Origin of the sequence: Italian clover phyllody phytoplasma str. MA1 (assembly GCF_000300695.1) — a bacterium.
GTDB lineage: Bacteria > Bacillota_I > Bacilli_A > Acholeplasmatales > Acholeplasmataceae > Phytoplasma.
Map to the genome: position 1 here is coordinate 34,779 of NZ_AKIM01000011.1, position 6,000 is coordinate 40,778.

General features: G+C 26.1%; 4 protein-coding genes. All 4 read left to right on the forward strand.

Translation table 11 applies throughout. The annotated features are described in order from the left end of the window. The first annotated feature begins 691 nt into the window (after nt 1-691). The 4 genes from rpsD (at nt 692) to RI01_RS00685 (ending at nt 5,836) form a co-directional block, all read left to right on the forward strand. Nucleotides 692-1,297: a 30S ribosomal protein S4 gene (rpsD, locus tag RI01_RS00670; RefSeq protein WP_017192736.1), complete on the forward strand. Its 606-nt coding sequence runs from the start codon at nt 692-694 to the stop codon at nt 1,295-1,297. Between the two features lie 174 nt (nt 1,298-1,471). Beyond that, nucleotides 1,472-4,138 carry a magnesium-translocating P-type ATPase gene (gene mgtA / locus RI01_RS00675; RefSeq protein WP_017192737.1) on the forward strand — a complete coding sequence of 889 codons (2,667 nt, stop codon included), beginning with the start codon at nt 1,472-1,474 and terminating at the stop codon, nt 4,136-4,138. A gap of 34 nt (nt 4,139-4,172) precedes the next feature. Further along, a complete protein-coding gene (locus tag RI01_RS00680; protein WP_026052430.1) occupies nt 4,173-4,940 on the forward strand; it encodes a diadenylate cyclase in 768 nt (255 codons plus the stop codon). 41 nt (nt 4,941-4,981) lie between these two features. Continuing rightward, nucleotides 4,982-5,836, forward strand: a complete 855-nt coding sequence (locus tag RI01_RS00685; RefSeq protein ID WP_017192739.1) for a DegV family protein — start codon at nt 4,982-4,984, stop codon at nt 5,834-5,836. Nucleotides 5,837-6,000: the final 164 nt, after the last annotated feature.

The following is a 6,000-nucleotide window of genomic DNA, read 5'->3' on the forward strand; positions in this document are numbered from 1 at the left end:
AAGAATGTTTGAAAAGAACGAGCTCCAAAGTTTTTTTATATCATTCTTTGTAATACTTATCGTAAACATAACAAGCAAATATTCTTCCTGAAAAGACCTAAAAAAAGAAGAAAATAAACTATGACATTCTTTTTTGCCACATTAAACCAATAAATATCCCTTGAAAACGAACTTTTTATAAGATCGCGATAAATTTATTGACGTCAAAACCTCAACAATAATAAAATAATAAAGAAAAAATCCCTTTTTCAGGGATTTTTTATTGGCATTAAAACCTCGCCGCAAACTTTTGGTTAATTAATTAACCTTTTTAAGTTATTTTTAGAGAAAATTGTGCGCTTTTTAAAAAATTTATCAAACTATGAATAGGAAAGATCCATTTACAATAAGAAAGGAAAAAAAATATTGACTGATAAAAAAACCTCTTTTATTGAGTTTTTTATGAAAATCGACATCATTTTGTTAAAAAATACTTGACTATTTGTTCTTTTTAACTTAAAATATAGAAGATGGTAAAACAGGTGTTTATTTTTGGTTAACTTAATCTCTATTTTTTATTAGACAATGTTTTAATAAAAAGAATTAGTAGTTCTTTGCTGTTTTAGAAGGAAAATAGTTATAGTAGATTATTAATCTTAAGTAAACATAACTTTAATACCTTCATAAAATCAAGTAAGGAGATTTAAGTTCAATGTCGCGTTATATAGGCCCAACATGGAAAATTTCACGTCGTCTTAATTATTCTTTGTCAGAAACTGGTAAAGAGTTAGTTAGAAAAAAAGAAAGTTTTGCAGGCAGTAAGCAAAAAAAACGTAAAAACAAATTAAGCGATTACGGTATTCAATTGCAAGAAAAACAAAAAGTCCGTTTTACATATGGCGTTTCGGAAAAACAATTTAAAAAGATTTTCCGCAATGTTAGCAAATCTAAAGGTGTTCATGGTGAAGCGTTTTTAACTTTACTAGAATCTCGTTTAGATAACATGGTTTATCGTATGGGCTTTGCTAGAACAAGATCACAAGCAAGACAATTAATTTCTCACGGTCATGTTTTAGTTGATGCTAAAAAAGTTGATATTAGTTCTTATCGTTTAAAACCGGGCCAACAAGTTTCTTTAAAAGAAAAATCTAAAGAATTAGAAATCGTTAAAAAAGCTTTAGAATTCAATAAGAACAACAGAATCGAATATGTTTCAGTTAACAAAGAATTAGTAGGAACATACGTTAGATATCCTCAAAGAAATGAATTTTTACATGAAATTAACGAACAATTAATTGTTGAATTTTACAACAGATAAAATTTATCAATATATTAAATAACCATCTTTAATTTATTAATCTTTTGATGTTAATAAATTAAAGAATGATTATTTTGGCTTTTTTCATCTAAATATTTTTTTGCATTTCTGTTTATATTTTTTTTATTTATTAATATTATTAATAAACATTTTATCCAAGGAGTGCAACAAAATATGAAAAAAAAATCTGATGAACATTTTTTCAATAATTTACCGAGTTTGAAAGACATTAGCGTTCAAAATATTGAACAAACTTTTGCACTTTTAAAAACTAATCCCCAAGGTCTTTCTTCGGAGGAAATTATTCAAAGAAGAAAAAATTACGGTCAAAACATTTTTTCTAAAAAAAAAAAATCTTGGACAAAAAAAATATTCAAACTTTTTTTTAACCCTTTTAATATGATTTTATTGTTTTTAGTTGTTTTTTCTTTTTGTAAAGATGTTTACCATGCTTCAGAAGGGGAAAAAGAATTTTCAACTTTTATTATTATTTCCTTAGTTCTTTTAGTTTCTAATATAATGAATTTTATGCAAGAAGCTAAATTTTCCAATGTTTCTGAAAAATTAAAAAAAATTATTCAAACTACAACATCTGTTAAAAGAGAGAACCAAATTATAGAAATACCGTTAGATGAGGTAGTGGTCGGCGATATCATTTGTTTATCAGCCGGTGATATTATACCTGCGGATATGAAATTATTTGAAACAAAAGATTTTTTCGTTAAAGAAACCACTTTAACGGGAGAATCTAATCCTATTGAAAAAAAAGCTTTTTGTTCGGAAAAATATAATAATATTTTAGAAGATAAAAAACTTGTTTTCATGGGTACAACTGTTGTTTCTGGTTATGCTCAAGGGATTGTTATCTCTGTCGGAAATAAAACTTATTTGGGCAAAATAAACCAAATAGCGATTAAAGATAATCCTCTTTCAACTTTACAAAAAGGTATTAATTCGATTGCTAAAATAATAACAGTTTCTATTTTTATTGTTTTACCTTCTATTGTCTTTTTAAATTTCATTAAAGCGCCTAACGATTTTAAATTTTGGGAAGTTTTACCTTTCGCTTTAAGTACGGTTTTAGGTTTAACACCTGAAATGTTACCTTTAATAGCGACTACTTCTTTTTTTATTGGTATGGTAGCTTTATCAAAACAAAAAGTAATTGTCAAAAATTTATATTCTATTCAAGATTTCGGCGCTATGAATGTTTTATTTACTGACAAAACAGGTACTTTAACTGAGGATAAAATCATTATTGATAATTTTTTAGATATCAACAATAACATCAATAATAGAGTGTTAAAATACGCTTATTTAAATAGTTTTTTTCAAACAGGTTTAAAAAATTTGATTGATTCTTCGATTATTGACAAAATGAAACAAAAAAAAGAGGAAGAAGTTTCTTTTCGAAATATTGAACAAGAATTTGCTAAAATTGATGAAATTCCTTTTGATTTTAAAAGAAGAATTATGAGCGTCATTGTGGTTGATAAACAAAAGGAAACAACTGTTATCACTAAAGGCGCCATCGAAGAAATGTTAAATATTTGTTCTTATATGGAAATTACTGATCCTCAAACTAAAGAAACTAAAATTATTCAAATTGATAAAGAAAAAATTTTAGAAAAAACTAGTTTTTACAATAATCAAGTTTTTCGCGTGATGGGTGTAGCTTACAAAAGAATTGATAACAATAACCTAGCTGATTCTAAAAAAGAAACAGATATGATTATGATTGGTTTTTTAACTTTATTAGACCCTCTGAAAAAAAGTGCTATTGAAGCAATAGCTTCTTTGAAAAAACATAATGTAGAAGTTAAAATTTTAACTGGTGATAACGAAATTTTATCTAAAATAATCGCTTCCAAAATAAATATCGCTAACCAAGATTTTTTATTAGGAACTGATGTAGATCAAATGGATGATGAGGCTTTGTATCAAAAAGCCCAAAAGATTAACATTTTCGCTAAATTAAATCCAGAACAAAAAGCCCGAATTGTTTCTGTTTTTAAACAAAAAGGCAATGTTGTGGGTTATATGGGAGATGGTATTAATGATGCTGCTGCTATGAAATACGCTAATTTAGCGATATCGGTCGATTCAGGCGTAGATATAGCGAAAGAGTCTGCTGATATTATTCTTTTAGAAAAAGACTTAAAGGTGTTAGAAAATGGTATTTTAGAAGGTCGTAGATCTTATGCAAACATGATAAAATACATTAAATTAACTTTAGCGGCTAATTTTGGTAATATTTTAAGTATTTTAGTGGCTTCTTTTTGTTTACCTTTTATCCCTTTATTACCTATTCAAATTTTATTTTTAAATTTAATTTATGATTTTTCTTGTTTAGCTTTGCCTTTTGATCATGTAGAAGAGAAAAATTTAAACAAACCTCGTCAATGGAATTTTAAAAATATTATCTGTTTTATGATGTTTTTTGGAACTTTAGCTTTTTCTTTTGATGTTTTATTTTCTTTTGGTTTATATTTTATAGAAAATTCAAAATTAAAAGATTATGAGTCAGAAAAAATTAGTTTATTTCAAACTAGATGGTTTATCTTTTCTATTTGGACTCAATATTTCACTATTTATTGTTTAAGAAATGATAAGTTTTGTCAAAGTTTAAAAAATTCTCGCATGATGTTTTGGTTTTCTATTATTGGCGGAACTTTATCCCTTTTATTACCATTCATCCCTGTTTTGAGCAAATCATTAAATTTTGAAAACCCTTTCACTCTTAAATACATTGCTTTATTAGCAGTTTCGTTAACGCTTTATGGTTTTGCTTTATCAATCGTTAAAAAAATTTTTATTAGAAAAAACCAAGAATTATTATAAAAATAATAATATTTGGTTTGAGAGGTATTTGCTTATGTCAATTGCGTATGTTTTAACAATATTATTATATATTATTATTTTTTGCATTTTTTTTGTTTTTTCTTTACAAATTTTTTTCAGCAAATATGAATTAACCAAAATAATTTATTCTTTTTTTTTAGGAACCGCTTGTGTTTATTTTATTAAAAAATTATTTAATTCAAATGGTATTGATTTAAACAAACAATTAGAATTTGATATTTATACACCTTTATTAACTTTTGTTTTTATCGCTCCTATAGTCGTTAAAGCCCCTTATTTAAGATACTATCTGCAAGCTCTTTCTAAATCTTGGAAAAGCAGAAAAAACGTTGTTATGGGGAGTGAAAATACTCAAAAAAATATTTTAGATAGTGTTTTAGAATTATCCAAAAGAAAAACAGGCGCTTTGATTACTATTGAAAAACATCACTCTTTAGAACAATTTGCGCAAAAATCTATTTTAATCGACGGAAACGTTACTAAAGAACTATTGTTAAATATTTTTAACGTTAATACGCCTTTGCACGATGGAGCCGTTATTATTAGAGGAAATAAAATTTTATCAGCTGGAACTTATTTTATGTTATCTGATAATCAACATTTTGAAAAAACTACTGGTTCAAGACACCGAGCAGCTTTAGGCATTAGCGAAAATACCGATAGTATGACGATTGTCGTTTCTGAAGAAACAGGCGATATTTCAATTGCTTTAGAAGGTATCATGTTAAAAACCAATGATAAAAATAAAATTCAAGAATATTTATCTATGTTTATGCTTTAAACATATTTATATTTTTCAATAGAAATAAGGAAAACATTAATATGAATAAAAGAAAATTAGGAATTGTGGTTGAATCCACTATTGGGGGAGATTTTGGAAGAAGTCTTTTCCCTGATCTTAGTGTCGTTCATATGACTATTATACACGATAATAAAGTTTTTAGTGATAAAGACTTTGATAACCAAAAATTATTGAAATTATTGCATCAAGGGATTAAAGTAACTACCAGCCAACCTAATCCACAAGCTTTTGTTAAAGCTTATCAAGAACAAATTGATTTAGGATATGAGAAAATATTTTGTCTTACTTTATCAAAACAATTCAGTGGCACCTACAATAGCGCTCTTAAAGCTAAACAAATTTTAGACGATGACCGCATTACCGTTATTGATACAGAAAGTATTGGACCAGGTACCTATTTCACTCTTTCCAGAATTCATCATTATTTAAACGAAAATGAGTTAACTAATGAAGAAATATTTGAAAAAGTAGTTGTAGAACAAAAAAAAGGCAGTATGTTTTTTTCTTTAGATGAATTGAAATATCTAGCAGCCAATAAAAAAATTAGTAAATTCAAATCTTTTTTAGGTAGTTTGTTTAAGATTAAAACCATTTTAAAAATGAAACAAGGTTTTATTTCTTTAGAAAAAAATGTCCGTACTTGGAAAAGTTGTTTTAGATATTTATTAAAATATGCTCTTCAATTACAAGAAGAAGGCGCAGTAGAGATTCAAATTTTTTATGTTGAAAATCACGTTATTGTAAATGAATTAATCAAAGAAATAGAAAATTTGAACAATCCTAACTTTAAATTATCAGTATACGGTCAAATATCTCCTATCGTTTCTATTCACCTTGGTTCAAGAGGTTTCGGTATTTACATAAATAAAGGATAATTACATATAAATTACATATAAAAGACCTTTTTTTCAAAAGACAGATAAGACAGATTAATACTTATTTGAAGTTTAAACCTTTTTTTATTTTTTAACAATCCAAAAACTTTTTATCGGATCTTTTTAAAAAAAATAATTTTTTTTCATTCAAAATAAATTATTTT